General features: G+C 45.7%; 26 protein-coding genes. 4 read left to right on the plus strand and 22 right to left on the minus strand.

Annotation, left to right across the window (positions count from 1 at the left end; genetic code table 11):
* Positions 1-7: 7 nt before the first annotated feature.
* From EYQ95_RS06030 to murJ, 16 genes are all read right to left on the minus strand, one after another.
* Positions 8-763, minus strand: coding sequence for a protein phosphatase CheZ (locus EYQ95_RS06030; RefSeq protein WP_111915008.1), 756 nt, complete (start codon positions 761-763; stop codon positions 8-10).
* An 18-nt stretch (positions 764-781) separates the two neighbouring features.
* A complete protein-coding gene (cheY, locus tag EYQ95_RS06035) occupies positions 782-1,165 on the minus strand; it encodes a chemotaxis response regulator CheY (RefSeq protein ID WP_111915009.1) in 384 nt (127 codons plus the stop codon).
* A 56-nt stretch (positions 1,166-1,221) separates the two neighbouring features.
* Positions 1,222-1,947, minus strand: coding sequence for an RNA polymerase sigma factor FliA (locus tag EYQ95_RS06040; protein ID WP_111915010.1), 726 nt, complete (start codon positions 1,945-1,947; stop codon positions 1,222-1,224).
* Positions 1,940-2,782 (minus strand): MinD/ParA family protein, encoded by an 843-nt coding sequence (locus EYQ95_RS06045; protein WP_111915011.1) that lies wholly within the window; start codon positions 2,780-2,782, stop codon positions 1,940-1,942. The genes EYQ95_RS06040 and EYQ95_RS06045 overlap by 8 nt, the downstream gene beginning before the upstream one ends.
* 93 nt (positions 2,783-2,875) lie before the next feature.
* Positions 2,876-4,282, minus strand: a complete 1,407-nt coding sequence (gene flhF / locus EYQ95_RS06050) for a flagellar biosynthesis protein FlhF (protein WP_111915012.1) — start codon at positions 4,280-4,282, stop codon at positions 2,876-2,878.
* 67 nt (positions 4,283-4,349) lie between these two features.
* The gene (flhA, locus tag EYQ95_RS06055) at positions 4,350-6,449 is read right to left on the minus strand and encodes a flagellar biosynthesis protein FlhA (protein ID WP_111915013.1); all 2,100 of its coding nucleotides are present in this window, start codon (positions 6,447-6,449) and stop codon (positions 4,350-4,352) included.
* 131 nt (positions 6,450-6,580) lie between these two features.
* Positions 6,581-6,934, minus strand: a complete 354-nt coding sequence (locus EYQ95_RS06060) for a type II secretion system protein J (RefSeq protein WP_111915014.1) — start codon at positions 6,932-6,934, stop codon at positions 6,581-6,583.
* Positions 6,931-7,362, minus strand: coding sequence for a hypothetical protein (locus tag EYQ95_RS06065; RefSeq protein ID WP_111915015.1), 432 nt, complete (start codon positions 7,360-7,362; stop codon positions 6,931-6,933). The genes EYQ95_RS06060 and EYQ95_RS06065 overlap by 4 nt, the downstream gene beginning before the upstream one ends.
* Positions 7,347-7,811 carry a type II secretion system protein J gene (locus EYQ95_RS06070; protein WP_165831954.1) on the minus strand — a complete coding sequence of 155 codons (465 nt, stop codon included), beginning with the start codon at positions 7,809-7,811 and terminating at the stop codon, positions 7,347-7,349. Before EYQ95_RS06070 ends, EYQ95_RS06065 begins: the two co-directional genes overlap by 16 nt.
* Positions 7,808-8,287, minus strand: a complete 480-nt coding sequence (locus EYQ95_RS06075; protein ID WP_111915017.1) for a prepilin-type N-terminal cleavage/methylation domain-containing protein — start codon at positions 8,285-8,287, stop codon at positions 7,808-7,810. The genes EYQ95_RS06070 and EYQ95_RS06075 overlap by 4 nt, the downstream gene beginning before the upstream one ends.
* Positions 8,288-8,424: 137 nt before the next feature.
* Positions 8,425-9,366, minus strand: coding sequence for a 4-hydroxy-3-methylbut-2-enyl diphosphate reductase (ispH, locus tag EYQ95_RS06080; protein WP_111915018.1), 942 nt, complete (start codon positions 9,364-9,366; stop codon positions 8,425-8,427).
* Complete coding sequence (gene fkpB / locus EYQ95_RS06085) at positions 9,363-9,809, minus strand: FKBP-type peptidyl-prolyl cis-trans isomerase (RefSeq protein ID WP_111915019.1); 447 nt, start codon at positions 9,807-9,809, stop codon at positions 9,363-9,365. Before fkpB ends, ispH begins: the two co-directional genes overlap by 4 nt.
* The gene (gene lspA, locus EYQ95_RS06090; RefSeq protein ID WP_111915020.1) at positions 9,810-10,322 is read right to left on the minus strand and encodes a signal peptidase II; all 513 of its coding nucleotides are present in this window, start codon (positions 10,320-10,322) and stop codon (positions 9,810-9,812) included.
* The gene (gene ileS, locus EYQ95_RS06095; RefSeq protein ID WP_111915021.1) at positions 10,322-13,162 is read right to left on the minus strand and encodes an isoleucine--tRNA ligase; all 2,841 of its coding nucleotides are present in this window, start codon (positions 13,160-13,162) and stop codon (positions 10,322-10,324) included. Before ileS ends, lspA begins: the two co-directional genes overlap by 1 nt.
* Positions 13,163-13,238: 76 nt before the next feature.
* A complete protein-coding gene (gene ribF, locus EYQ95_RS06100; RefSeq protein ID WP_111915022.1) occupies positions 13,239-14,168 on the minus strand; it encodes a bifunctional riboflavin kinase/FAD synthetase in 930 nt (309 codons plus the stop codon).
* 54 nt (positions 14,169-14,222) lie between these two features.
* Complete coding sequence (gene murJ, locus EYQ95_RS06105) at positions 14,223-15,812, minus strand: murein biosynthesis integral membrane protein MurJ (protein ID WP_207916241.1); 1,590 nt, start codon at positions 15,810-15,812, stop codon at positions 14,223-14,225.
* A 234-nt stretch (positions 15,813-16,046) separates the two neighbouring features.
* Between murJ and rpsT the strand changes: the two genes are divergently transcribed.
* On the plus strand, positions 16,047-16,313 hold the full coding sequence (rpsT, locus tag EYQ95_RS06110) for a 30S ribosomal protein S20 (RefSeq protein WP_111915023.1): 267 nt from the start codon (positions 16,047-16,049) through the stop codon (positions 16,311-16,313).
* Between the two features lie 60 nt (positions 16,314-16,373).
* Here the strand turns inward: rpsT and EYQ95_RS06115 are convergent, their stop codons facing one another.
* Positions 16,374-16,643 (minus strand): acyl carrier protein, encoded by a 270-nt coding sequence (locus EYQ95_RS06115; RefSeq protein ID WP_111915024.1) that lies wholly within the window; start codon positions 16,641-16,643, stop codon positions 16,374-16,376.
* A 151-nt stretch (positions 16,644-16,794) separates the two neighbouring features.
* Between EYQ95_RS06115 and pseB the strand changes: the two genes are divergently transcribed.
* From pseB to EYQ95_RS06130, 3 genes are read left to right on the plus strand one after another with little or no spacing between them, the layout of a single operon-like run.
* A complete protein-coding gene (gene pseB, locus EYQ95_RS06120) occupies positions 16,795-17,796 on the plus strand; it encodes a UDP-N-acetylglucosamine 4,6-dehydratase (inverting) (protein WP_111915025.1) in 1,002 nt (333 codons plus the stop codon).
* On the plus strand, positions 17,793-18,947 hold the full coding sequence (gene pseC, locus EYQ95_RS06125; protein ID WP_111915026.1) for a UDP-4-amino-4,6-dideoxy-N-acetyl-beta-L-altrosamine transaminase: 1,155 nt from the start codon (positions 17,793-17,795) through the stop codon (positions 18,945-18,947). The genes pseB and pseC overlap by 4 nt, the downstream gene beginning before the upstream one ends.
* 1 nt (position 18,948) lies before the next feature.
* Positions 18,949-21,141, plus strand: a complete 2,193-nt coding sequence (locus tag EYQ95_RS06130) for a 6-hydroxymethylpterin diphosphokinase MptE-like protein (RefSeq protein ID WP_111915027.1) — start codon at positions 18,949-18,951, stop codon at positions 21,139-21,141.
* Here EYQ95_RS06130 and EYQ95_RS06135 read toward each other — a convergent pair.
* From EYQ95_RS06135 to EYQ95_RS06155, 5 genes are read right to left on the minus strand one after another with little or no spacing between them, the layout of a single operon-like run.
* On the minus strand, positions 21,095-23,974 hold the full coding sequence (locus tag EYQ95_RS06135; protein ID WP_111915028.1) for a 6-hydroxymethylpterin diphosphokinase MptE-like protein: 2,880 nt from the start codon (positions 23,972-23,974) through the stop codon (positions 21,095-21,097). The genes EYQ95_RS06130 and EYQ95_RS06135 overlap by 47 nt on opposite strands.
* A 2-nt stretch (positions 23,975-23,976) precedes the next feature.
* Positions 23,977-24,288, minus strand: coding sequence for a hypothetical protein (locus tag EYQ95_RS06140; protein ID WP_111915029.1), 312 nt, complete (start codon positions 24,286-24,288; stop codon positions 23,977-23,979).
* On the minus strand, positions 24,288-24,716 hold the full coding sequence (gene fliS, locus EYQ95_RS06145; protein WP_111915030.1) for a flagellar export chaperone FliS: 429 nt from the start codon (positions 24,714-24,716) through the stop codon (positions 24,288-24,290). The genes EYQ95_RS06140 and fliS overlap by 1 nt, the downstream gene beginning before the upstream one ends.
* 33 nt (positions 24,717-24,749) lie before the next feature.
* Complete coding sequence (gene fliD, locus EYQ95_RS06150; protein ID WP_111915031.1) at positions 24,750-26,183, minus strand: flagellar filament capping protein FliD; 1,434 nt, start codon at positions 26,181-26,183, stop codon at positions 24,750-24,752.
* Between the two features lie 11 nt (positions 26,184-26,194).
* Entirely contained in the window at positions 26,195-26,620 is a 426-nt protein-coding gene (locus tag EYQ95_RS06155) for a flagellar protein FlaG (protein ID WP_111915032.1), read from the minus strand.
* Positions 26,621-26,628: the final 8 nt, after the last annotated feature.

Raw genomic sequence — 26,628 nt, forward strand, 5'->3', positions numbered from 1 at the left:
GCTGCTCCTAAAATCCAAGGCTAGAGAGCAAGTCGTCTACGTCGTCTTGACCGGTGACTACGTCATCTCTCTCATCAGGATTGATGACAGGACCCTCTGGGCCTGTATCAGTCTTCTTACTCTTAGATTTACTATCGGCATGTTCCTTCGCCGCTTTATGATAATCTTCACCAAATATAGTCAATAATGAAATTAACTGATCTTCAACTTCCTGAACTAATTCAATCACTCGGCGAATAACCTGACCTGTTAAGTCTTGGAAATCCTGCGCCATCAACACTTCGGTAAGCAGAGTGTGTAAGTGAGAACTGCGTTCACCAGAACGGCGAATAAACTGGTCCACCTGATGGCACAATGCTTTAAATTCAGATAATTCGATATCGCGGCTCATAAGGCGTTGCCATATCGGTTGAATGTTATTCACCTCGGTGCTTATTTCTTCAGCAAGCGGCAACGAAGCTTCTACAGCGTCCATGGTTCTATTTGCTGCGTCTTCTGTTCGTTGCATTACATATTGAAGTCGATTCTGCGCGTCAGGCAAATCATCTTCAGTAAGCGAAGACAAGCGAGGGTCTTGCAAAAAATCTTGCAACGAGTCATGAAGTTGACGTGTTAATTTGCCAATAGAATCAAACAGTTCGTCTTGCCCTGCTTCAGCAATTTCACGAACTAATTTATCTGCGTCTGCTTGCTCTTCTGCTTCAAGCAAGCGCACAAGCTCTTTCGCTTGCTCTAGGGTAATCGTTCCGACCGGTGGGACCATTACGTTCTCCTCGTCGGATTAACCTAAACGCTCGAATACTTTGTCGAGTTTCTCTTTTAGCGTTGCCGCTGTGAATGGCTTCACAATGTATCCGTTTACGCCTGCTTGAGCAGCTTCGATAATTTGCTCTCGCTTAGCTTCGGCTGTAACCATCAATACTGGGATGTGGCTTAATTGCTCGTCCGAGCGAATCGCGCGGAGTAAGTCGATGCCCTGCATTCCTGGCATGTTCCAGTCTGTAACTACGAAGTCATATTCACCGTTCTGCAACATAGGCAAAGCAGTGCTTCCATCGTCAGCCTCTGAAACATTCTGGAACCCTAGGTCCCGCAGTAGATTTTTAATGATCCGCCGCATCGTCGAGAAATCGTCTACGACGAGAATTTTCATGTTTTTATCCAAAGTACCCTCCAGTGAGGCTGTTCCGTTCTTGTTAACAATATAAGATTTACAGTTACTTACTCAGTCCAAGTGCGCATTCTAGACTTTAATCGCGCCATGGCCTGACTATGAATTTGGCTTACTCTTGATTCACTTACATCGAGCACTTGTCCAATTTCTTTAAGATTTAATTCTTCATCGTAGTATAGCGAAAGAACTAAAGCTTCGCGCTCAGGTAGAGTTTTTATTGAATCCACAAGCGAGCGATGGAAAGCACTTTTTTCAATATCAGCAAACGGTTCGTCTTTGCTGGCGTCTTGCGCACCCGACACTAACACGTCTTCAGACACGCCTAAATCTTCGATGCCAATCATACGCCCAGACATAACATCATTCAAAATATGATGATATTCGTCGAGAGGAATACCAAGTTTTTCAGCAACTTCTTGGTCGCGTGCATCTCGGCCTGTTTCATTTTCCACTTGGCGAATTGCGTCTGCAATCATTCTGCTATTTTTATGAACCGAGCGCGGTGCCCAGTCGCCACGGCGAATTTCGTCTAACATCGCGCCGCGAATTCGAATGCCGGCGAAAGTTTCGAAGCTAGCGCCCTTTCCATGATCGAAATTCTTAGCTGCTTCAAGTAGGCCAATCATTCCTGCTTGAATTAAATCATCAACTTGAACACTGGCTGGTAATCTAGCCACCATATGGTGGGCAATGCGTTTAACTAAGTTGGTGTGAGACTCAACAATTTGTTGCTGCTGGCGAGCTTCTGAAACGTAGGCTGCAACTTTACTCATTCGCCACCCCCTGCGTTTGCTCGGACTGGGCTACTAGCTGCTCAATAAAGAACTCTAAATGCCCCCCAGCTTGCGCTGGAATCGGCCAGTTACCAGCTCGTTGCGCTAGAGCTTTGAATGCAAGAGAGGCTGGTGAGCGTGGGAAGCTTTCAACCAGAAGTTGTTGCTTGCGTACTGCTTTTCGTAGGTTTTCGTCGTACGGGACAATGGCAGCCAATTCGAGTGCGACATCCAGGAACCTGTCGGTAACCTTGGTTAGCTTGCTATACAAAACTTGGCCCTCGCGCATGGTTCGCACCATATTCGCGACGACTTTAAACTTGAAAACACCGTGCTCACGGCTAAGTACTTTAATCAGAGCATAAGCATCGGTAATGGAGGTGGGCTCGTCACATACCACAACCACAACGTCTTGGGCAGCGCGCGCAAAGCTAAGCACCATATTGCTGATACCGGCAGCGGTGTCCACAATAAGTACATCGAATTCTGTTCTCATGGTCGAGAAGGCACGAATTAATCCCGCGTGTTCTTGCGGGGAAAGCTCAACCATAGAGCGTGTACCTGAAGTTGCAGGTACAATTTGGATACCGCCAGGCCCTTTCACCAGAATGTCATCTAACTCACATTCACCAGCCAAGACATGACTTAAATTCTTTTCGACGCGTAAACCTAGAACGACGTCGACATTGGCGAGACCTAAGTCGGCATCAAGCACCAACACACGCTTTCCCTGACCGGCCATGGCAACCGCCATATTAAGTGAGACGTTGGTTTTACCAACCCCACCTTTACCACCAGTCACTGCGATGACTTTGACTTGATTTCGTTTCATCATCCGCCTTAAACCGCTTGCTTGATCGTTCACTGCTGCACGCCCTACCTAACTACTCGATAATAGTGCCAGTTTGGTGTTTCTACCACTTTGAAATTAAAATTCCGAAAGCGACACTTCCTGTTCCCACTCTACTTTCTGCGCTAGGCGCTCTGCAGAGAGCTTTTCAGCACGCTTAATTAAATCGCCTGCATCTGCCACTTTAATATCTTCTGGCACTCTCTGTCCATCTGTAAGATAACTTATTGGCAACGAGTTTTGAATGCTGACACTTAACGACTCGCCAATACTTAAGCATTCGTCGATTTTCGTCAAAACACAACCCGCTAAAGGTAGTTTGCGGAATCGCTTTACGATCTCGTCTTGAACTGTACCTTGAGATGTTGCAGATAATACCAGATATGGACGAATACGTAACCGAGTATTGCGCACAAGTGTTTGTAGTTGTTCACTTAACCGCATATCTCGCTGACTCATGCCCGCGGTGTCGATTAACACCAACTTACGTTGACGCAATTGCGCCAATACAGCATTAAGTTCGTCTGCGTCTTTCGCAACTTTCACTGGACAGCCAATAATACGACCGTAGGTTTGCAATTGTTCTGCCGCAGCAATTCGGTATGAGTCAGTCGTAACCATAGCGACACTGTCTGGGCCATAACGACGAGCAAAGCGGGCCGCAAGCTTTGCTACAGTTGTGGTTTTCCCTACGCCTGTAGGTCCAACCAATGCAACTACCCCCCCTTTACGCAGGATATCGTTGTCAGTGGTATGAATTTGTCCTTGAACTAATTCTAAGGTTTGCTCCCAAGCTTCTTCTTTAGAAAGTTCTTCAGGAATGAAACAAGAAAGCTGGTCTGCTACTTCGTTCGTGAAGCCAAGCTTTTCTAATTTACGGATAAGTAATGCACGCATGGGTTCTTTGCGTTCAACTTCTTGCCACATAAGGCCAGAAACTTGGTGCTCTAATAAAGAACGTATGGCTGTCATATCTGAGCGCAAGCTATTCATTTGGTTCTCTTGCGCTTGGAAACGAGCTGCCACTTCTTCTTCATTGAGAATATGTGCTTCAGGTACAGCTTTACCAGCCACATGAGCTACAGGCTCAATCGCTTCTTCAATTTCTTTTGCTTGCTGTTCTGCAATAGATGCTGGAGCCTGCTCTTGTTGAACAGAAGGTTCTTGTTCCGCAGCCAATTGAGCAGAGGACTCTGCTTGAGGCTGCTCTTCAGACGCGCCAGATTGTTGACGTTTCAGTAGCGCATCTAAAGAGTCTGCAATTGCCTGCTGCTTCTCGCTACCGCCTTTCAAGTCTGTAGGTTCTGCTGGAGACATCGGTTTAGGTTGGGGCATAGGGGCTGTTTCAGGATCAAATGCCGCTACCAGCTCTACGCCGCCATTCACCGACTTATTTGACATGATTACGGCCTCTGGGCCCAAAGTTTTCTTCACTTCAGCAATTGCCGAGCGCATATCTTTTGCAAAAAAACGTTTAATTTTCATAACCTATTCTCCAAACCGAAACTGATGTTCAGTATCTCGGGTTCCCCTTTTAGGTTAGCTTCCTAACCTATTGCCCAATCGAGCTTACGATGCGAATTTGCTTATCGTCAGGTATTTCCTGGTACGACAACACATGTAAGCCTTGCAAGCTGCTTCGAACAAAGCGTGAAAGCGTAGTTCTCAACATTCCTGAAGTTAATAGAACCGATGGTTGACCATTCATTTCTTGCTGCTGATGCGCTTCTTTCAAGCTTTGTTGCAACCGCTCTGCAAGTCCTGGTTCGATTCCAGCACCTTCATTACCTGCCATTTGTAGCGACTGATGCAACATCTGTTCCAGTTCTGGCGCCAAAGTTATGACAGGAAGTTCATCCATGCCACCGGCGGCTTCCTGCACAATGAGGCGGCGCAATGAAATACGAACCGCAGCGGTCAATACATCTGGATCTTGGCTTTTCGGACCGTACTCAGCGAGAGTTTGAATAATGGTTCTGAAGTCGCGCACAGGCACCGCTTCGTTTAACAAGTTTTGCAGCACTTTGGTAATAGCCGACAGGCTCAGTACATCAGGAACTAACCCCTCCACCAATTTAGGTTGTTGCTTAGCAAGCAAGTCCAGTAACTGTTGTGTTTCTTCGTGTCCAACTAATTGCGCCGCGTTGTTGGTCAGGATTTGACTCACATGAGTCGCAACTACCGTAGCCGCGTCTACGACCGTGTAACCTAATGTTTGTGCGTGCTCGCGGTCATCTGGCTTAATCCAAACTGCATCTAAGCCAAAAGCTGGGTCTTTAGTTGCTTCACCTTTCAGCTTACCGAACACTTGTCCTGGGTTAATAGCCAATTCCCAGTCTGGGCGAATTTCGGCTTCACCAAAGGTTACCCCTAGCAAGGTAATACGATATTGGTTCGGTCCTAAATCTAAGTTATCGCGAATGTGCACTGGAGGAACTAAGAAACCAAGCTCCTGCGAGAGCTTCTTACGCACGCCTTTAATCCGGGCTAATAGTTCGCCACCTTGGTTCTTATCCACCATAGGGATAAGTCGATAACCCACTTCCAAGCCGATAGTGTCGACTTGATGAACATCGTCCCATCCAATTTCTTTAACTTCATGGTTTTGTTGTTGAGTGAGTTCGGTATTCTGTTTCACCAACTCGCCTTCTTTCTCAACTTTAATAGACTTCAGTCGGAAATAAGCACCGCCTATACACATGGCTGACATGGTTAAAAATGCCAAGTGCGGCATACCCGGCACAACACCCATAATAAATAGAATTGAACCAACAATAATAAGTGCTCTAGGGTTACCCGCGAGTTGCAGGTTTAATTGCTCACCCATGTCTTTGTCTGCATTTTCACGGGTAATCACGATCGCGGTAGCAGTAGACATAAGGAGCGATGGAATTTGCGCGACAAGACCGTCACCAATAGTAAGTAATGCATACGTTTCGATCGCCATTCCGAATGACAAGTCATGTTGCAGCGTACCAATTAAAATACCACCAACAAGGTTAATACCTAAAATGAGCAAACCTGCAACCGCGTCACCTTTCACAAACTTACTGGCACCGTCCATGGAACCGTAAAAGTCGGCCTCTCGGGTTATGTCTTCACGCCGCGTTTTCGCTTCTTCCTGGGTGATGAGCCCTGAGTTCAAGTCCGCATCAATCGACATTTGCTTACCAGGCATCGCGTCCAACGTGAATCGCGCCGTAACTTCCGAGATACGCCCCGCACCCTTGGTAATAACCACAAAGTTGATAATAACGAGAATTAAGAAGACCACGATACCTACAGTGTAACTACCACCGATAACTACCGAACCGAACGCTTCGATAACATTACCTGCCGCGTCGGCGCCGTTATGACCGTTAAGTAACACCACCCGCGTAGAGGCGATATTCAGAGCGAGGCGAATAACGGTAGCAATTAGAATGACAGTAGGAAATGAAGCAAACTCAAGAGGTCTGCGGGTATATACCGCGACCAACAAGATCATCATGGAAAGCGTAATACTGAACGAGAATAATGCGTCTAGAATGAGCGGCGGCATGGGTAAAATAACCATCCCGAGTATTGCTAGAATCGCCAAAGGCGTACCTGCCCCTAACAGGTGCGCTTTGTTATTCTCATAAAAACCTTTAATGGCTGCGAGTTGCTGCATAGCCCATGATTCCTGTATCTGTCTGCCTAAATACCTAGATAATGTGTGGTGTCAGAACCTTGACTCCACGGTGCACAAGTACAGAGTATTCAAGAATCGAGCCAATCATTTTACGGCAGAAAACAAGCGCTTTAAGACGATGATGCTGAGCATTGCTGTAGTCGCTCAGGTCCGGGTATGACTTCCCAGTAACCACTCCAATTGCGAGCATAAGGTTGTTGTTCTGCAGACCACTGCCAAATCCAGCCTGAACCGCTACTAGAGGCGCTCCATGCTGACACATTAGGCATCTTGCCTGATTGCTGCCATTGCGTAAGTTTAGAGAGACGCTCGAGTTGAAATAGCCTGAGTTCCTCTTTTTGCTTTTGCAACATAACAATTTGACTAAACGCCTGCTCTAACACTACCGCGCCGGCAGCCCCTAGTGTCATAGCAACCATAACCTCTGGCAATGTGAATCCAGCCATATGTTTTAGATGCTTCATAATAGCCAAAACACCTCACATTCTTCGCCTACAGCTAATACTTTAGAGCGGCTCAACCGCGCACCAGAGCTGGTTACTGCCTCTAGTTCTATGCGTATACATTCAAAGTCGTCACTTGCAAATTCTGTGTCTAATGCGGAGTCGATGAATTGCTCGCACGGAACTTGACGTTTCGCTGCTTCGATTTTCGTGTCTGAATTGTTGTACCAAGCTGGAGGCCAGCTACTACCCTCATCTATAGCCGCTGCAGCTTGAGCGAATAAAGATCTAAGCTGAACCTGCAGTGCTACTCTTTCAAAGTTAGATATTGTTGTGGCGATAGCTTGGCGCTCTTCATGCAACCGAGTAGCAACCGCCGTACTCGCGATAGCCAACAATAGGAGCACCACAAAAATAGCGCTCCCTCTAGTTTTTAGTGCAGAGGCCATGGCATACACACCTCTTCTCTTTTTCTCGGCTGCTCACGCGATGCATACTCAAGGCAAATCGAGGTCAGTTCAGCCATAGGCTTCACCGATAGAGTCTTAAAGCGGACATTATGCGTGTCATTCAACGCTTGCCAGCCACGACTATCGCACTCGCTTTCTGCAGGCCTCCATTGCAGAGCATTATTCTTTACACGTACCCCAAATGAACCATAGAGCAAGCACTGGTATTGCTGTTCGAACTGCCACGAATCGATGTTGGTCATCGAGTTTTGAATATCGCCCCATAACCAATGCAACCAGTAATAAGCTAAGTCCTCAGCGCTAGTAGTTCCCTGGTGGTTCGTTGCTACATAATTTACGGTCCAAGACACCATCGCAACCGACACCACGGAAATAAGCGCAACCGAAAGCATAAGTTCGGTGAGCGTAAAGCCTTGCGCATGCTTCAACAGTGATCCATGGCAGGAAATAGCTGCCCTGTCTGACACGAGCGAATACGACCAAGGGAGCTAACAACAATACGAACTTCATGCTGCAAAAACGCGTTGTGAGCCAGCTTTAAAGTACCGGAACTAAAAGCAGCCATTCCTCTGCCTTTAGAAAACTGAATTGAATTACCTTGCGAGAAATTACTAGATATCGTTAACGTTGCCGGTCGCATGAAAGCTTGATGTGCGCAATCACTAGATTCTGAAGCATCGACCCAAAAACATGAATCGTTCCACCCTACCCAATAGTCTTGATGACGTTGTATAGAAAATGCCTTCGCTTGTTCAATAGCCCCGACAATTTGGCTGACCATAGCCGCGAACTTTTGCTTGTTTTGCCAATGGTGAAAAACGGGCACCGAAATGCCCGAAAGCACTGCCATAATAGCGACACACGCCATGAGTTCTATCAATGAAAAACCTAGTCCTTTAACCACACATGCCTCCTTGCATGCTCAAGCTGTACGAATAACTAGAGCACTAAACTTAGTAGCTAGAGTTTAGAACAAAAGGTTTTTCAGAAATGACGCATAAAAAAACCGCCCGAAGGCGGTTTCTTGAAACTCATATTAAACTAAATTATGCGTAGTTCCGGTGGTATGGAAAACGTCACATTTTCTTCACGGCCCGAGCGCTCTTCAACTTCAGCTTGAGCACCGCCATGTTCGCGTAGCCAGTTCACAACTTCCTGCACAAGCACTTCCGGTGCAGAAGCTCCGGCTGTGACAGCAACTGAAGTACAACCCTCTAACCACTCCGCATCGATACAATCTGCGTTGTCGATAAGGTAACCTTTTGTTCCCATCTTCTCAGAAAGTTCCCGTAAGCGGTTACTATTGGAACTATTGCGCGCACCTACGACTAACATTAAGTCGGCGTCAGCAGCCAGCTCGCGAACCGCATCTTGGCGGTTTTGGGTGGCATAGCAAATATCGTCTTTGCGCGGTCCTTGAATTGCTGGAAAGCGTCCGCGAAGCGCATCAATAATGTCTGCTGTGTCATCTACCGAAAGTGTTGTTTGGCTCATATAGTGCAGCTGAGAAGGGTCTTTAACTTGCAGTTTAGCCACGTCTTCTACTGACTCAACAAGATATATTCCACCGTCTTCACTGAAATACTGCCCCATCGTGCCTTCTACTTCCGGGTGGCCCGAATGACCAATGAGCACACACTCTTGATCGCGACGACTCGCACGAGTAACTTCCATATGTACCTTTGTCACTAATGGACATGTGGCATCGAAAACTTTCAACCCACGTTGAGCAGCGGCGTCGCGCACTGCACGGGAAACACCATGAGCACTGAATATAACAATCGCGTCGTCAGGAACTTGATCAAGCTCTTCAACAAACACCGCACCTCGCTCACGCAAGCCGTCTACTACGTGCTTGTTATGAACAACTTCATGGCGCACATAAATAGGTGGCTCAAATAATGCCAAGGCTTGCTCTACAATGGTAATCGCGCGGTCTACACCAGCACAAAACCCACGCGGATTAGCAAGAATAATCTTCATGCAGACTCCACACTTAAGATTTCCACTGCAAAGGTCACTTTATGCCCTGCCAGTGGATGATTAAAGTCAACGGTAACCATTTGACCATTCACTTCACGAATAATTCCCGGCACTTCACGTCCGTCTGGCTGCGTGAAAGCAATGATTGAACCCACTTCCGGAGGAGCGTCGAAAGAAAAACGACTGCGCTCGACATGATAGATGTTCTGCGGGTTCGGTTCACCAAACGCGTCTTCAGGTGGCAGTGTAAACTCTTCTTTGTCGCCGACCTTTAAGCCCATTAAACATTGCTCGAAGTTGGGGGTCAGGTTGCCGTCGCCAATGGTTAATCGCGCAGGCTTACCATTTACTCTTGTGCTATCTGCAGCGGAGCCGTCCTCAAGCTTCAGGTCAAAGTGCAAAACTACACGACTGCCTGCAGCAATAGTTGCCAGTTCAGTCATTTACTTGGCCTCTTTACTACTTAATAAACTGTCTAGAATCATCAGCAATGCGCCAACAACAATGGCACTGTCGGCAACATTGAATGCTGGCCAGTGCCAACCTGCCACATGAACGTCTAGGAAGTCGACTACAGATCCCAATCGAATACGGTCGATAACATTCCCTACTGCACCACCGATAATGAGTGCAAAGGAAATGTTCACACGCTTTAGGTTCTCCGATTGACGGCGTAACAGCACCAGTAAAAGTACACTAATCACGATAGCAATCGAGGTGAAAAACCAGCGTTGCCAGCCGCTGTGGTCAGCTAAAAAACTAAATGCTGCGCCATAGTTTCGTACGTGAACAATATTAAAGAACGACGTAACCTCTATACGGTCCAGCATTAAAGCTAGATTGTTCAGGATCCAAAGCTTAGTGACTTGGTCTGCTACTAATATTAGTGCTGTAATCCATAAAAACTTAAGCCCAGATTGCTGCCAAGTCTTAGGCGCTACTTCTGCATTCGACATTATGCGAAAATCCTCGACTCACCGTCGCCAGCTACGTTAGTTACACAGCGGCCGCACAGTTCTTCGTGCTCTGGGTTCACCCCAACGTCTTCACGGTGATGCCAGCAACGCGCGCACTTCTCGTAAGAAGTTCTTAACACGCCAACTTTTAAGCCTTCAATTTCTGTGCTTACCGCTTCTTCCGTTGCATCAGAAAGAGATGCCACCGTAGCTTCAGAAGTAAGTAGAACAAAGCGCAGTTCATCTTTTGCTGCTTCCAATACCGCCTTTAATTCGTCTGAGGCAAACAGTGTAACTTCCGCTTGTAAGGAACCACCAATCTTGTCTTCTTTACGCGCCATTTCTAACGCTCGGTTCACTTCACCACGAACTTCTAGTAGCTGCTGCCAGTCTTGGTTACGCATACTTGTTTCTGTGTCTACGTTTGCTGGCCAGTCTTTATACCAAGTCTCAGTAAATACATAATCGCTGCGTTGGCCTTCCGCTGGTGCTGGCATAGATTCCCAAATTTCTTGCGCTGTAAAGCTCATAATTGGAGCCATCCAACGAACAAGTGCTTCTGAAATATGCCAAAGCGCGGTTTGACACGAGCGTTGTGCAACACTGTCTTTCTTCGCGGTGTATTGACGATCTTTAATAATGTCGAGGTAGAAACTACCTAAGTCAATTGAACAGAAGTGCATTAACTTCTGCACTACCGTTAAAAACTGATAGCCGTCGTATGCGCCTAGCAACTCTTCTTGCAAAGCTTTTGCACGACGAACAATCCAGTGGTCAATAGCAACCATGTCTTCCACCGCAACTTGGTGCTGACTAGGCTCAAAACCATTCAAGTTCGCTAATAAGAAACGTGCGGTATTTCTGATTCTACGATATGCGTCTGCCGAACGTTTTAAGATTTCATCAGAAACCGTCATTTCTGCGGTGTAGTCGGTTGATGCCACCCACAGTCTTAAAATGTCAGCACCTAGCTTGTTCCATACTTCTTGTGGTGCAACCACGTTACCTAAAGACTTAGACATCTTGCGGCCATGGCCATCCACAGTAAAACCGTGAGTTAACACTTGCTTATACGGTGCTTCACCTTTTGTAGCAACGCCTGTTAACAAAGAAGACTGGAACCAACCGCGATGCTGATCTGAACCTTCTAAATAAAGGTCTGCTGGCCAAGCTAAATCTTCATTCTGAGCAAGAACTGCATAGTGCGTTACACCTGAATCAAACCAAACGTCTAACGTATCTGTAAGCTTGCGGTACTGCGCAGCTTCTTCTCCGAGTAAGCTAGCAGGGTCTAGGTCGAACCAGGCCTGAATACCCTCTTTTTCGATAAGTTTTGCGACTTGTTCAAGAAGCTCACTAGACTTAGGGTGCAAGGCATCTGTTTCTTTATTTACAAATAGAGTAAGCGGCACACCCCACGTTCTTTGACGTGAAATACACCAGTCTGGTCTGCCATCAACCATGCCTGCGATACGTTGCTCGCCCCACTCCGGAACCCAACGAACGGCTTTAATTTGTTCCAAAGCTTTTTCTCGTAAGCCTTCTTTTTCCATGCTAATGAACCACTGTGGTGTGGCTCGGAAAATAATAGGAGTTTTATGGCGCCAGCAGTGTGGGTACGAGTGCTCATATTGTTCATGATGAACCAAACATCCCGATTCGATCAGGCTATCAACAATTGCTTGGTTCGCTTTGAAAACGTGCTGCCCGGCAAATTCCGGAGTGTCAGCCTTGTATACGCCGTTGTCGTTTACAGGGTTGTAAACTTCTAGGTCGTACTTTTGTCCGACCATAAAGTCGTCTACACCATGCCCAGGTGCCGTATGTACACAGCCTGTACCCGAGTCAGTAGTTACATGTTCGCCCAGAATGAGTGGAACTGTTCGCTCCTGCAACGGATGATGTAGGCGTAAGTGTTCAAGGTCGGCGCCCTTACAGAAACCTAACTTGTGGTAATCGGTGATGCCATAACGTTCCATGGCTTGAGTAACGAGGTCTGTGGCAAGCACGAGACGCTCAGGTTTGTCACCTTCAACTTGTACCATGGTGTATTCTAAACCGGCAGCAAGCGTAACGGCCATGTTCGCTGGAATCGTCCAAGGTGTTGTTGTCCAAATCAGTACACTTACAGGACCCTCACCTTCGTGCCCTTCTGGGTGACTAAATTTGCTGACTAACGTTTGCTCGTCTTCTGCAAAAAAGCGAACATCGATTGCCGGTGACTGTTTGTCTTTGTATTCAACTTCAGCTTCTGCAAGCGCTGAGCCACAGTCTGTACACCAATGCACGGGTTTAAAACCTTGGTGCAAATGACCACAGTCCATAACTTTACCGAGCGCACGAACAATATTAGCTTCTTGCTCAAAATTCATGGTTTGGTAAGGGTTGTCCCAGTCACCAAACACGCCTAAACGTTTGAAATCCTCGCGCTGGCCGTCGATCTGAGTTTGGGCATACTCACGACACTTTTGACGAAACTCACCAGTGCTTAATTTTTTACCTGGCTTGCCGTACTTTTTCTCGACAACCAATTCAATGGGCAAACCATGACAATCCCAACCAGGGACATAAGGGGCGTCGAAGTCGCTTAACGTTTTAGACTTCACAACCATGTCTTTAATAATTTTGTTTACCGCATGACCGATATGAATTGAACCGTTCGCGTAAGGAGGGCCGTCATGCAAAATAAACTTTTGATGACCTTTTTTCGCGGCTCTAATTTTTCCGTAAAGATCGTCTTGGTACCACTTCGCCAGCATTTGCGGCTCTCGGTTGGCCAAGTTTCCACGCATAGGAAATGGCGTATCAGGAAGGTTTAGAGTGGATTTATAGTCGCTCATGCTTATGCCCGTTGCCCTTAATTTAATCTAAAATTCTGCTCGCGCCATCTTAACGATTAACGCGCTTAGTTTCACGCTAAATTGGCTTTTCAAACCATGCCAAAGCAGCTGCTTTATCTTTACTAATTTGTTCTTGAAGTGCCTGTAACGATTCAAACTTCTGTTCTTCACGAATCAAATGCTGGGGATACACACGCATTTCTTGCCCGTACACGTCTTCAGCGAAATCGAAAATATGTACTTCTACCTGCGCTCGTTGGCCTTCAAAGGTTGGGCGATAGCCGATATTTGCCACACCCAACCATTCTTGTTCATTAATCATCACTTTTACTGCATACACTCCGTGTAAAGGACTATGCAATCTCTTTAACGGTATGTTTGCAGTAGGGAAACCGAGTTTCCGACCATTTTTTTCGCCATGACTTACACGACCAGAAAAATGAAAAGGATGCCCAAGCATTTCTGCTGCATCCTGGAATTGGCCTCGAGCCAAAGCTTCACGAATAAGAGTACTTGATACGCGTGCGTCTGACTGGCGAAAACTGGCTGTATCTGAAACTTCAAAACCAAACTTCTTACCCGCTTCTTGCAACATTGTAAAGTCGCCTTCACGCCCTTTACCGAATCTAAAGTCGTCGCCAACAACTAAATGTTTAACACCTAACTTCTCAACCAGTACATGCTCAATAAAGTGCATTGCTGGCTGCTGAGAAAATGTAGCATTAAACCGGGTGCAAATTAGGTATTCTAATCCTAGCGGAGTCATTAACTCGTACTTCTCGCGCCAGCGCGTTAAACGAGCAGGAGCTTGAGCTGGACGAAACAATTCCAGCGGCTGCGGCTCAAAAATCATAACTGCAGCGGGCACGCCATAAGCCTCGGCGCTTTCCTTTACGCGAGACAGCACTGAACGATGCCCAAGATGGACACCGTCGAAGTTACCGATAGTCAGCACACAATGCTGATGCTCGGTACGAATATTATGTAAACCACGGATTAATTTCATAAGCGCGCGATTATAGCGAAATCGCTACAAGGATTCAGTAGTTTTAATGCCGATTTAAGCGGATTTAAGATGATGAGGACGCCCTCCAACTAAAATCCATGTCACTGCAAAAACAAGTGCACCACTTGCGACCAATGCTGCTAACCAACCGATGCGTACAAAAAACTCAGCGGCCAACCATTGTTCGATATTCGGACTACAATACTGAACCGCCCATGCCATGGCTAATGCAGCAACCACTACACGCAAAACAAACAACAGGGTGGTCCGTGGCAACAATAGAACTTTTTCTCGATACAGTACGGCGCCAAGCAATAATGCGTTAACTGTGCCCGATAGTGCCGTAGCAAGTGCCAACCCTACATAGCCAAATGGAATCGCAAAAATAATGTTGAATACCATGTTGGCGACCATAGCAATAATGCCGTACTTGACTGGCCGTTTAGTGTCTTGTCTTGAGAAGAATCCTGTTGCCAAAACCTTCACGAGCATAAAACTCAATAAGCCAGTGGCATAAGCAATGAGCGCTAAAGATGCGTAATTGGCATCACTTGCTAAAAATTCACCTCGCATAAATAGCACCATGAGCATAGGCTCAGCCAACACGATAAGACCTGTCATAGCAGGAACACCAAGAATCACAACCATGCGCACGCCCCAGTCTAATGTTGCAGAGAACTTCTCCGCAGACTGGTCTACATGGCGCGCCGAAAGCGCAGGCAAAATAACCGTAGCAATGGCGATGCCAAATAATCCTAGAGGAAACTCTAAGAGCCGGTCGGCATAATACAACCAACTAATTGAACCGGTTTGCAGGAAGCTGGCAATTAACGTGTCGAACAACAAATTAATTTGACTGACCGACACCCCAAATAAAGCCGGGATCATAAGCGTTCGAATGCGCACTACACCTGGGTCGCGCCAACCCCATTTCGGTAAAACAAGAACTCCTGCTGCACGCAAAAAAGGTAATTGGAAAAAGAATTGAACAGCACCACCTATAAACACACCAAGGGCTAAACCGATTTCAGGCCGTTCAAGATTTGGAGCTAACCATAAAGCACAAGCAATAATAGATACGTTAAGTAACACCGGCGTAAAGGCAGCAACACCAAAACGGCCTAAAGTGTTCAGTACAGCACCGGCTAAAGCTGTCAAGGTAATGAAAAATAAATAAGGAAAGGTGATTTTGAGTAACAGACTCGCCAACTCAAACTTAGCCGCTTGCGGGCCGTCATTCCAGTAGTCGAGGAACCACCCCATACCGAACAATGCAGCGACCACTGGCGAGAGCACCATAGCGACCAAAGTCACGATACCCACAATAGTACCTAAAGTACCGGCCGTTCGGGCAATCAATAATCGCGTTTCGTCTAACGACTTGCCACGATGATACTCGGTTAAAACAGGTACGAACGCCTGTGCAAAAGCCCCTTCAGCAAAGAGTCGGCGTAGGAAGTTGGGTATTTTATTCGCGAAAAAGAATACGTCTGCTGCTGCACCCGCCCCCATTAACCCAGCAATCACTACATCTCTGGCTAGGCCTAAAACCCGCGAGAGGAATGTCATTACACTGACAATAAAACCTGAACGAAATAGCCTTGGTTGTGGTGCTTTTTCTTGCTGCTCGACTTTTGCCGTCACTAGCGTGTGTCCCTTGATATGAAGCTGTTTTTTGCGTTCAGATTAGCATGCGACCGCACAGCGAGGAAGAGTTCACCGGACAGTACTTGATCACGAGTATGGTTATCGGAGATAATTAACCGTAATTTATTGCACAAATAAATCGGACATTTATTGACTTTTGAAGCGGAAAAAGGCATAGTCCACGACCTTAAATTTCCGGTTCAGTTTTAGATTCATTTTCAGGAGTTAACCTTGGCTAACATCAAGTCTGCGAAAAAGCGCGCGCTTCAGGCGGAAAAAAACCGTCAACATAATGCAGCACGTCGCTCTATGATGCGCACTTACCTCAAAAAAGTAACTGCGGCTATTGCTGCAGGTGAGCAAGCAAAAGCGCAAGAAGCTTTCGCTGAATTAACCCCAATTTTGGACCGCTATGCGACCAAAGGGCTAATTCACAAAAATAAAGCGGCACGTCATAAGAGCCGTTTAAGCGCAAAAATCAACGCGCTATCTGCATAATCGAAACTTCGATTAAAGCATTTGAAAAGCACCTTCGGGTGCTTTTCTGCTTTCTGAGACTTAGCGATCGTCTTCTGCGTGGCGATATAAAGAAATGAGTTCTGCGATGGTATGAGGGGGTTCACTACAAGAACCGTCTCTAAAAGGGCTGCAACCTAGCTGCTCGTCCATACGCGCTACCACCATGGCAACACCCAAGGAATCTAAGCCAGACTCCTGAAAACTCGCATGCGGATTAATATCTGCGACTAACTCGTTACCGGTCTGCGCAGCCACTTCTTCCATGCATCTAACAAGAACTTGTTCTATTTGGTAAGTGCGTGTGCTCACAATAATTCTCTTACATCTTCTTGCTAACAACTTCGCAACACTAACACGGACTGGATAAAACGAAAATATTTAGGCTTCAATTTCCGAGAAAACTAGCCCCGTTAGGCTATTGCTGTTATAAAAGAAGAAGTCATCAAAGCGAGCCAAAACCATGTTTGATAATAAGAATATTCTAATTACCGGCGGCACCGGCTCTTTTGGACAGCGTTATACCGAGACGCTCCTCAAGCGCTACAAACCTCGCAAAATAATTATTTATAGCCGCGATGAACTTAAACAGTTTGAAATGCAGCAGCAGTTTGACCATCCATGTATGCGGTATTTCATTGGCGATGTTCGCGACAGAGATCGTCTGAACCGAGCTATGTACGGCGTAGACTACGTTATTCATGCGGCTGCGCTGAAGCAAGTCCCCGCAGCTGAATACAACCCTATGGAATGTATTCGTACAAACGTAGACGGTGCAGAAAACGTAGTTTGGGCTGCTTTAGACAATAACGTAAAGCGAGTCATCGCACTTTCTACCGACAAAGCAGCTAACCCAGTGAATTTGTATGGCGCAACCAAGTTATGCTCTGACAAGCTGTTTGTAGCTGGAAATAACATGACCGGAGACCGTGCAACTCGCTTTGCCGTAGTTCGTTACGGAAACGTTGTTGGCTCTAGGGGGTCTGTTGTTCCGTTTTTCAGGAAGCTAATTAAAGACGGAGCAAAAGATCTCCCTATTACTCACCCAGATATGACTCGCTTCTGGATTACACTTCAGCAAGGCGTCGACTTTGTTTTGAAAAACTTTGAGCGCATGCAAGGTGGGGAGATATTCGTTCCGAAAATTCCATCAGTAAAAATAACTGACTTAGCTAGAGCAATGGCGCCAGACTTGAAGATGAGAGAAATAGGTATTCGTCCGGGTGAGAAACTCCACGAGATTATGTGCCCGTCAGACGATAGTTATCATACATTTGAGTTTAACGACCATTTTGTCATTGCACCTACAATAAAAATGTTTTCCGGCAAACTCGATTACGCCAAAAATGGTCTAGGGGAGCGAGGAAAGCAGGTCGAATTAGGGTTCGAGTATAACTCAGCAACTAATCCAGACTTTTTGTCTACAGAGCAAATTCAAGACTTTAATATTCTAGCAAACGCATGATTCCATACGGTCGACAAGATATATCTGAAGAAGACATAGCTGCGGTAGAGAAAGTTCTCCGCAGCGACTTTCTGACGCAAGGCCCAATTGTCCCAGAATTTGAGCAAGCTATTGCAGACTATTGCCAAGCTAGTTTTGCGGTAGCCGTGAATAGCGCGACTTCAGCATTGCATATCGCATGTTTAGCCGCGGGCGTAGGCCCCGAAGATACGGTTTGGACCGTACCCAATACGTTTGTTGCTTCAGCAAATTGTGCCCGTTATTGCGGTGCCAAAGTCGACTTTATAGACATAGACCAACAAACTGGCAACCTGAGTATTCATGCCCTTTCAGAAAAGCTAAAGCGCGCAGCACAAAACAATAATTTTCCTAAGGTAATCATTCCGGTTCACTTCGGCGGCGCCAGCTGCGACATGAAAGCCATCCATGAGCTCGCCAGTCCGCACAATATCCAGATCATTGAAGATGCCAGTCATGCCATAGGAGGCAAATACGAAGGGCACCCCGTCGGCAAATGTGAATATTCCGAGATGACCGTGTTCAGCTTTCATCCAGTCAAAATTATTACGAGCGCAGAGGGTGGAATGATTACCACCAACAATGCAGCGATGGCGAAGCGCCTTACTGAACTTCGTAGTCATGGCATAACTCGAGCTCCTGAAGATCTCCCCGAAAGCGCTGAACCGTGGTACTACGAACAGCAATCGCTTGGCTTCAACTATCGAATGACTGAACTACAGGCAGCTTTGGGATTAAGCCAGCTCCAGAGGCTCGACGAGTTTGTTACCAAGCGAAATGAGATTGCCTCGTTTTACCGTGCTCAATTTGAAAACACACAGATAGGTTATTTAAAGCTCGAAGAGCAAGTATATTCCTCTTACCATCTATTTGTGATTCAGGTAGATAAAGCAATTCGTCGGGCACTTTTTGAAGAATTAAGGGCGAACGATATTGGAGTTAACGTGCATTACATCCCTGTGCATTTCCAACCTGACTTCAGACAGTTCGGCTTCAACCGTGGCGACTTTCCTAATGCCGAGCATTACTATGACCAAGCCATCACCCTGCCTCTTCATCCAAACCTTACCCATGAAGAGCAAAAATATGTGGTTGAGCAAGTTATCAAGCATACCGAGAATTTAAGTTCATAAAATGCAATTCAGAGACTTTCGCCACCAAATCGAACCCGACGAGCAGAAACTTACGGAGGGGTTAGAGGCAGCCAAACATAGGTTTGAAGACAATCTAGCGCTACTGCAACTGCAGCAGCCGGAATTGGTGAAACAGCTGAAGAGCTATGCACTAAAGCATGACACCTTGTGCATAGACAGAGCAGGCGACGTTCAACTTCTACTCTCACAGTCCATGACTTTCGCTTGGCCTCCCAGAGAATATGAAGCTTCTTATGTCCAAATATGCAATAAGCTGAGCGAGAGTAAAGCTAGTTTGCTGGCTATATCGTTACAGCACAGCGGCGCAAATGTTCTTTCTCTAATTGCCACTAACCACGCTCCTGTAATACTCGTTTATGTATCTAGCTTATCAGAGCTTTATGTAAGCTTGCATGCTCACGATTGGAGAAAGGCGTTTACAGGGTCCCAGCTCATTTTTCAAATAGGCGGGACCATTGAGCAAGTGGAACAGGATTTAGAGACGCTAGAACAACACGGTTTAAGTGTAAAACCATGTACGGTCATCCAAACTCTAAGCAGTGACGAAGAAAGTGAGGCAATTTGGCATTTTGAGCAAGCATTGAACTGGACCTATGACTGCGATCCGAGTTTGCGCGTACATACGCATAAATTTAAGGACCTGTGTGAATTTGAATTATTGAACACCCTTATAGATAACCTAAGGCATAGTTCCATAGCTTATGAACAGCCTTGGACTCTTATTTTGGTTGGAGCCTCCGCCAGCATACTTAAGCACGCGATACACAAACGAAACCTAACGCGTATCGTATTGGTGCACCCTCATCAATCTTTCGCTGAAGACGCTATTCAAAAGGCTAATGAACTCGGTATAGAAATTCTCTCTATCAATGGAAGTGAGTCAGAGCTTCCTGGAAAACTATTTCTTGCATTAAACTCGCTTTCGAAAGCGCAGCATTCATCACTTAGAATTTATCAAGGCGATCCTTCCAGCGCTCTAGAGCAGTTACGCCAGTTATGTGAGCTAGAGTTAAGATATTTAGTTCAACCGACAACCGGTGTACAACGGCTTTACCAGTCTGCTTTGCATACCACCCAAATAGAGCAAAACGTACTTACTCGCAGAAGTCGCTGGCCCGAATCAGGAAATGGCAAAGTTCCTGCTCTCATATTAGGTAATGGGCCCTCACTGAAGAAAATCATTCCGGAATTACGCAAGGGTGCATTTGCTGGATATTTAATTGTCTCTTGTGGTACAGCAATATCCACTTTAGCTCAAGAAAACATCACTCCACACCTGCACTTGGAGTTGGAATATTTTGCAGGTCACCTTTCGTCGTTACCCGAAGCGTTTTATTCAGAAACAACATTTGTAGGTCCACTCGGGTTTAATCATAGATTACGTTCTTTATTTCAAAGGCAAAGAAGTTTTGTTATCGACGGGCATCCGTTCGATGAAGTAGTGCCTCACATTCCAGATGACGCCATCCGTGTAACCGAAGCTTTTCCAACGGTCGCCAATTTGGCAGCAGAGTTGATGCCCAAACTAGGTGCTGACTCGGTATTCTTAGCGGGAATTGATTTGGCATTCAAAGGAAGCGAACATCACGCAGGTGGAGAGATGTATGAACAAACGAGCTTTGAACAATACAAGCACAGTTCAGGTGGAGCGATTGAAGCCGTAAATGTTGACGGTCAACTGGTTCACACAAAACGAGAGTTTATATTTTCAGCACAACAGCTAAAAAAGATTATCCAGCAAAGCCCTACTGCTCAATACTTTTCTATAAGTGAAGGCTTACCTTTGGGGGCTGAAGTCCTGAAGCAAATTCCCGCCAATAGAGCGCTATTCGACGCTGAAATTACCCCCGTTTCTCGCTGCACAATTCAGTGGAGTCAGTTAGGTTACAATTGCGACTCAACTGCTTATTTCGACGAACTTAAAGATATATGCCTAATGCAGCCAGAACTTGCGCAGCAACATTTGTATCGCCTATTGGAAGATTCTGACACTCAGATTTTGAGCTCTAACCACTCGAAGAATATAGGACGGTTTTGGTCTGCGAGTTTAATCGCAAGCTTAGCTTCTCTAATGCTACGACATATAGAAAAGAATGAGCGTCTGCCAGATTCCTTAGAAGATAAGCTTAAAAATCTAGCGCATCTTGTTCTTCTTTACTCAGCAAAGATTTAACCACTGTGCTGTCAAATGCGTCTTTGTCTTTAATCCAGTCTTTTCTTGTGAGTATTAGAAAGTCTCTATAAACCTCAAGACCCTTTTCGTAATACTCAATCGCTTGGTCATTATCTTTAGCTAAGTAAAGTAGTCGAATTAAAGCAGAACTAATGAAGTGGGCACTACTAAAAATCAAATAGAACCAAATAGACTGGTCTCGTTTGTAGAGTTCAATTAAGAATAACTTCTCACGCTCAAGCTGCTTTAATGCTTCTTCTCGCGTAGTCACAGGCTTTTCGTGAAGCTTCCACAACTCATCCATTTCTGGCAGTACTTTATCTTCCGCCTCTCGCGCTTCGATAGCTTCAACCACAGTATCAACTTGGTCTCGAGTAAACAGTTCATCTCTCATGGCTTGCTTAACGTTGCTTTTCGAGAGGTTTGCTTGTTCTTCTATTTCCACGAAATGTTTAGGAATGGACCCTTCGATAAACGCCCCATCACTAGTATTTACAACCTTAATTCCATTCGATTTACGAAGTAACTGGGTCATAATTCTGCAAGCTAACTGGAACTCATATTTCGTTCGAATATTGCCAGAAAGATTGCCGTGCACAGGAATGCCCTCACCAGCAATTTCCTCATAGTCGTGCCAACTTTCATCACTGTCCTTGTAGTAAGCACTATTCTTAGAATGATGATGACCCACACTTTTAAAACCTAAATCTACTCCCGTTAAAAATAGGTTTTTGAAGCCGAGGAAAATGACCGCAGATACAGCCATGTTCGTCACTGTTGGGTAGCAGTAATCCAGAGTTGCATAGACTTTCCGGTGTTCCGCATACCGAAGAAATGCCTCAGTTCCGGCTTCACCATGTTTAAAGATCATGAGTTGTTCTTTGAACAGAGCAACTGTGTCAGGATGAAGTGACGCTAATGAGAGTAGAGAAATTTTCTTTAACCACTCGCGGTCTGGTATCTGCGTGATCCACTGATAAGTAGCTCTGTTTTGTTCAACTTCCGTGTGAAAGTCTGGTGTGATACCCGCTTCATAAAGAGGTTTCAAAGCGGTACCACAAGAAATAATTAGAAACTCCGACTGACGCTCTTTAAGTAGGTCGATAGTGTCGTCAAGCGAAGGCCCGTTCCCAACAATCATCACAGGCGTTTCAGCAAATTCTGGGCTGATCTGGGCACCATGCTTAAGTACCTCGGCCCCTCTTTTTAAGTTCGCTTTAGTGTGGGAAATATTAAACCTAACATGGTCAAAGTACTCGCTCAGCATCAAATAACTTTCGAAGTCTCGTCGCAGTTGGTTGATGTGAGGCTGCATACTTGGGTAATACATTGGGCTGAAGAAAAACGCACTTGCGGTTAGATAGCCACCCTCAGAGTGAAATTGACTAAACATATCTTCCTGAATGTAAGTACCGTCGTCGCCCACATTGATATATAAATGGGTTCCCCTCTCTCTTTGAGCAGGAAGGATTTCATGCCAAGGCGTGGTAAATAAAGACCAATATAAAAATTCAGGGTTCGGTTCGTAAATATAGAGTGACTTGATGTCGTAATCGTCAAACAATTGCTCAAGTGGGTAACCTAAGCCTAAACCAAACCAAATTAAGCTACTCACTGTGTCTGGAATAAACTGACCATCAGTTTCAAGCTCTTCAAAGAGTTTGCCAAAAAAGCGGTTACAGCGGAAATGCCTGTATTTCCATAACTTCCCACCTTTATACCCAGCAAACATGTCATTTCTATTCGGCTCTTCAGAAAATGCTTGTATAGCCTGGCTTGCCAACTCTCTGGGGTTTGCATGATACAAAGCTCCAAAACGTTGCTCATGGTAAACGTTAAGTTCGCCTGAATCGTCGATAAACGCCTGCCAATACTGAGGGGTATAATCCTTAAGTTGTTCGTATATTTCCGGAAACTGCAATGCGAGAGCTTCGAGATTCTTTGCCTTCAGCGCTTTCATTTTAACAATTTTTTCGCGCGCGGATTCTTTGTCTATAGAAGAGCTAACTTTTCCTGCCCTAAAAGGTAAGTAGTGCGTTACGTGATCAAGCGAAGGTAACTGTACCTGACCATTAATTAACGCATTAAAGTTAAATTCCGGGCCAAGCAAATAGTCGTAAACCACATCCATCGCGGGTTCGTGGTAGTGCTTATATAAATGCACCTTGGTCGAACCAAAAGCTTCATGAAGTTGCTTTAGATCTTCCCCAATATTAAGGCCGTTTTGACCTATCTGTAAAAATAAGCGAATGCCACGTTTCTCTGCGTCTAGAAGCATTTTCTTCCAGTTCGCAATCCGGATACTGCCCCTGAAGAAATCTAAGGTTGGCTCGTAAATAATGACGTTTTGCGGTGTGGTCATCTCGAGAAGATGCTCCAACGCATACCCTAAACCCAGACCAAACATCACTACAGTATCTGGATTTTCAGTCAGAGGCTCCATCGGTATAGCTGGCACAAAGCCATTGCTTTCGGGCATTTGGTATGAGCGAAGAAGCGGCTTCGCAGAGGCCTGCTCGCCCACTAAATTAACTACGGGCGCATTTTCTAAGAATTGGTTTATATCTGCTTTTGATTCTTGTTCTGGGTGCAATCCATAGACGACCTGACTGTTGCTACGACTCGTTAAATTGAGTTCGCCTTCCTTGTTGCAAAACAACCCGTAATCGTCGATAACAGACTCTTGAAAGGCCACCGCTAGGTTCGGCATTACAACTTGAAATGCCGCTCTATTATCTTCAAAACGCTTGGTAAGAAAGCTTTCTAGTTGTTGTTCTAGACGGTCTTGCTCAGATTTATCTTCAGAAAGGTGGTAACGAATCGTTTTTAGCATAATTAGTATAGTTTCTTAGCTTTTCGTCCTTGCGCCAATTCAAGCAATATTTTTTTAGTTTGCTCTCTTTCGCGCATGGCTTGCTGAGTCCAGGTTTCTATTTTTTTCTGTGTATCTCTAAGAAAGCGTAAGGTTTGGTCGTCTGGTTTTTCGCCGCCAAGATCAGCAAAGAGGCTTTCCAGCCTCTTTTCATGTGTTTCAAGCTTCGCAGCGACAGTTTCCCGTGTATCTTCAGGGTCTGCAAATAGTTGCTCAATTTCGCTTTGGAGTGACTGAATAGCTTCTATATGTTCGGCTATTTTGTCATCGTTCATTAACCCATCGCCTCTCGCTCGCTCTGCATACGATATCCTTCTTCTTTCGCTTCTTCAGGTATCGCATCCCAACCTTCTTTGATTTGACGAACAATGTACATGGTTCTATCAATTTTCTCTACATCATTATCAAGGCTTACGTCAGTAAGCTGATCCATAATAAAAGCATAAAGATCATAAAGGTTGCTTGTTACGTCTGCCTTAACATCTAAATTCAGAGCGCCTTGCAATGCAGACACAATCGCTACTGCTTTGGTCAGGTTTTTTGCTTTTTCCTCATGATTTTTGCGCTCAATTGCCCCTTTCGCATAGGCCATTTTCTCAAGAGCCCCTTGCAGTAACATTTGAATGACACGATGAGGATCTGCAGTTGCTGCCTGATTGCTCACACCTACCGTCTTATACGCTTTCAAACCTTTGTTATACATAAGGGTACCTCAGTTAAATTAGGTCAATTAGGCCTAAGCCATGCCCAATTGAGCAAACATCATGTTTGCATTGCTTTGTAAGCTAGTAATTGTGCTGTCGAGCCCAGCGAATCGCTTGCGCTGAGTTTCTTCATAGTTTTCAATGTAGCGCTCGAACGCTTCGCGCTCGTCTTTAATTAGCTCTTGTTGACTTTGTACCGCTTGTGAGCGAGCTTGCAATAAACCACCTGACTGACCATATTGAGTCACGAGAGTGTCTAATCGGCTAGCAATACCATTTTCGCCAGAGAACATTTCAGCTACAGCGTCAAAGTTTTCTTCTAAAGCATTTGTTAATCGTTGCTTACCTGTGCCCTGGTCGCCAATCGAGTCAGAACTGAATTCCAGCTTGCCGTCGCTGTCGAAAGTGAGGCCAATCTGGAACAGGTTATTAATTTCACCGCTACCCGTGCTACCCGCAACAATAGAACTAAATGTCGACTGAATAGAGCGCACCATTGAGTCACCGATTAGAGGACCACTTTTGCTCTCTCCGTCTTCCCCGGCAGGGCGATATTTCGTACTGTTGTTAATCTCATCGATTAGCTTGTTATATGCAGAAACAAAAGATTCAATTGCAGACTTCACGCCCTCAGCGTCGTAGTCTACGCTAGCGTCTATTGCTCCCTCAGTACCGGTTTCTCTTAATACGGTAATCGACGTATTTTGAATGGTATTTTCAAAGGTATTCGTCGAACTAAATGCCTCGATACCATCGATACTAATGCGGGCATCTGCAGCGCTATCTTCTGCATCGATTGTCATACCTGCAGGTCCTGCACCCGTGGCTACGGTCGATACACTATCTAATTCTTCATTATCATTCGAAACGATAAGCTCTTTGTCTTCTCCGGTTTTATCCGAAGTAAACACCAATCTCGTTTCTGGTGTTGAGCCGCCCGTATTGATTAAGCTAGCACTCACACCGAAATTATCATCAGATTCATTAATCGCTCTTGCTATGTCTTCCAAAGAAGCATTGGCACCCACAGCAACGCTAAACGAATCTTCTCCGTCTTGAGTTGCGAATGTTAGGTTGCCTGAAGCGGTTGTAATTTCTTGGTCTACACCAGTGAAAGCACCAGACTCAGCTCGAGTACCTCGAGCTAAGTCCAGCACTTCTATACTGTAGTTGCCGCGTGCAGCAGAACGAGAAGATTCCATGGTGAAATAAGGGTTATCACTGTCAGGATTACTCACAGTAGCAGCGCGCGCTTGCATCCGGTCTGGATCGCCAAGCGTATCCAACGGCGTGCGTAACGCATTCATTGCAGAACGAAGCTTACCAATTGCAGAAATTTGCACTTTGGTTTCGTCTTCGCGCTTATCTAATGCCGCAATCCTAGGCGCTCGCTCAGCTTGAACTAGCTGTGCGAGTAAGTCGTCCAAGGCTAAGCCTGAACCAATACCTAATGATGAAACACCCATACTACACCTCTTTAGATCTTGCTATCGATGAGAACACCAACAGCTTTGTCGACCCCATCTCCCATTTCTCGCATGCGAGACACTAACCGCAGAACATCTTCACTAGGAATTTGACGGATTTTCTCGCCAGACTCCTGATCCAACACAGAAATCACGGTACGTTGAGCTTCGTCGTCGACCTTAAACTGCAATTGGCGATTAGTCACCTCAAGCACTTCATTTAATTTATCGACAACTTCCCCGATTCCTTTAGTTTCCAACGGACTTTCTTGCTCTTTCTCAGACTGAGACTTCGCAGCTTTTTCCGCTTGACCACGGTTAGATCCATTTAGACTTTCTGCCAGCACCTCTTTCCCACGAGCCTCTGCGGTTTGTTCTTTTTGAACGTCACTAAGAGGACTCTGTGGAGTCACTTTTGCGGCGATTTCAATACTCATATTGACCT

It is taken from the genome of Lysobacter sp. N42 (assembly GCF_004344885.1).